Annotated in this window: 2 protein-coding genes and 1 pseudogene; all 3 read left to right on the forward strand. The window is 38.5% G+C overall.

Annotated features, from left to right (window positions below):
* Positions 1-102: pseudogene (locus SOS22_RS06665) on the forward strand (amino acid ABC transporter ATP-binding protein); the annotation flags it as partial.
* Between the two features lie 57 nt (positions 103-159).
* Positions 160-1,140: a M15 family metallopeptidase gene (locus SOS22_RS06670; protein WP_320596730.1), complete on the forward strand. Its 981-nt coding sequence runs from the start codon at positions 160-162 to the stop codon at positions 1,138-1,140.
* Positions 1,137-2,110: M15 family metallopeptidase (locus tag SOS22_RS06675; protein ID WP_320596731.1), on the forward strand; the 974-nt coding region annotated here is incomplete at its 3' end. The genes SOS22_RS06670 and SOS22_RS06675, both read left to right, overlap by 4 nt.

The following is a 2,110-nucleotide window of genomic DNA, read 5'->3' on the forward strand; positions in this document are numbered from 1 at the left end:
GATCAAGGTGTCATTGCCGAAGCAGGAGAACCCGAAGAATTATTTGGCAATCCAAAAGAAGAAAGAACCAAACAATTCTTATCTCGTTATTCCAATCGTTAACGTCGTAGAAATACGACGTTTTTTTGTTATAATGAAAAACGAGAGTGGGGAAGAGATATGAAAAAAATATGGTTCTTTATGATTTGCGCTTTGGTTTTGAGCGGATGTGGGCCTTATACCAAAGCAGAGAAAGCCCAATTAAAAGCAGCTGGTGTATATTCACAAGCCAAAGATTGTGCACATACGGATAGTGTGAAAAAGATGTTATCTGCTGATTTTCAGGGTAAATATATTCAAAGTTATTGTGATTTAGATATTTCATCGACATCGGGTGTCAATACCTTGTTGAAAGGCGGCGTACCTACAAAGGTCGTTCAAGCTATGATCGATCGGGAAAATTATCATGGATCCTTGGCCAAACGATATGCATCTTACTATAAAAAACATAAGACCAAGGCGAAAAAGACAATTCTTACTGTGAATACCGACCAAGATCTTGAACCGTATTCAAAAACGATCCTTGTGAAAAAAGATACAGATCCCGCCTATTTGGTCAATAAATTCTATGCTTTGCCAAAAGGATATGAACCCAATGATTTAGAACCAATAGCCAGTGTTTGTACAGTTGGAGACACTGGATGTAACAGTGATGAACTTTATTTACGAAAAGAGGCAAATACCGCTTTTCAAAAAATGGTAAAATCGGGTAAAAAAGCCCATGTGAAGATCGTTGCCATTTCGGGATATCGTAGCTATGATTATCAATTGAATTTATGGACAACCAATGCCCAAACGTATGGACAAGACTATGCCGATGCGTATTTTGCTCGAGCCGGTCAAAGTGAACACAATACCGGACTAGCAGTTGATATTACCTTTAATGATCATCCTTTTAACGAAATTGAAAACTACAAAGGCTATAACTGGATCTTAAAAAATATGCATACGTATGGATTTATCTTGCGTTATCCAAAAGATAAAGAAAAGGTGACACGCTATAACTATGAAAGCTGGCATTTACGTTATGTTGGAAAAAAAGTGGCTACTACTTGTTTTGAGAAGAATTGGACATTAGAAGAATATTGGGGGAATCAATGAGAAAAATCAACAAGAAGAAAGCGCGAAGGAATCGAGCCATATTAGCAGGGATCGTTGTGGTATTATGTATTGGTTTATTTAACCATACGCGCTTGCAGCTGTGGCATGCTGGATATACCTTTGATCAACAAACCGTGATCCTGCAAAGTGAGGATGTATCCCATTACCTGGATACAAAAATTGATATGGATGCATGGGATACCAAGAAAAACCAGCAACATTATTATGACTATGCAACCGTTCATCAACAAACGGGACTTTCCAAAGCCAAGACCATTTCCTATGTAGATGGTGTTTATCAAGTGATTCCATCCTTGAAAAAGCTAGGTTATTCGATGGATACGATTCGTTCCTTGATGAAACAATCCATGTCTCTTTCAGCCATTCAGGCTTTAGCCAACAGCAAAGTGTCTTATACCACGGCAAAAAAATATATAAAGATCAATGGCTTTGTGGCACAAGACCTGAAAAAATATGTAGCTTCCAGGAAAAAGCCATTGGCTACCATATTATCCATTTCTCATGCGCAGATCAATTCTAAAAATAAGATGACACGGACTTATAGAATTGCCAATCCTTCGTATTTGACTTTAGTGAAAGATGGCTATGGTATTTCGAAAAACTATGTGCCCAATGATTTGGTTACCGTAAATGTGGCTACGGCTTCTGCGGATACACCGAATAAAATGCGTAAGGCTGCGGCCACGGCTTTAGAAAAAATGGCCAAGGCGGCCAAGAAAAAAGGCTTGGAACTGGTGATCAACAGTGCCTATCGATCTTATATGCAACAAGAAGAACTATATAATGAATATCATGCGATGTATGATACCCAAACAGCGGATGATCTCGTTGCCAAACCAGGCTACAGCGAACATCAATTGGGCTTAGGCATTGATATGACCAGTCAAAGTGTCGTAGATGGAAAGTATTCGACATTTGGTGAAACGAAAGAATATCAATGGATGAAAAA

It is taken from the genome of Absicoccus sp., from assembly GCF_034090965.1.
Classification (GTDB): domain Bacteria; phylum Bacillota_I; class Bacilli_A; order Erysipelotrichales; family Erysipelotrichaceae; genus Absicoccus; species Absicoccus intestinalis.

Coding starts and splice junctions, on each gene's coding strand:
- SOS22_RS06670 (WP_320596730.1), top strand. CDS start 160: ATGAAAAAAATATGGTTCTTTATGATTTGCGCTTTGGTTTTGAGCGGA.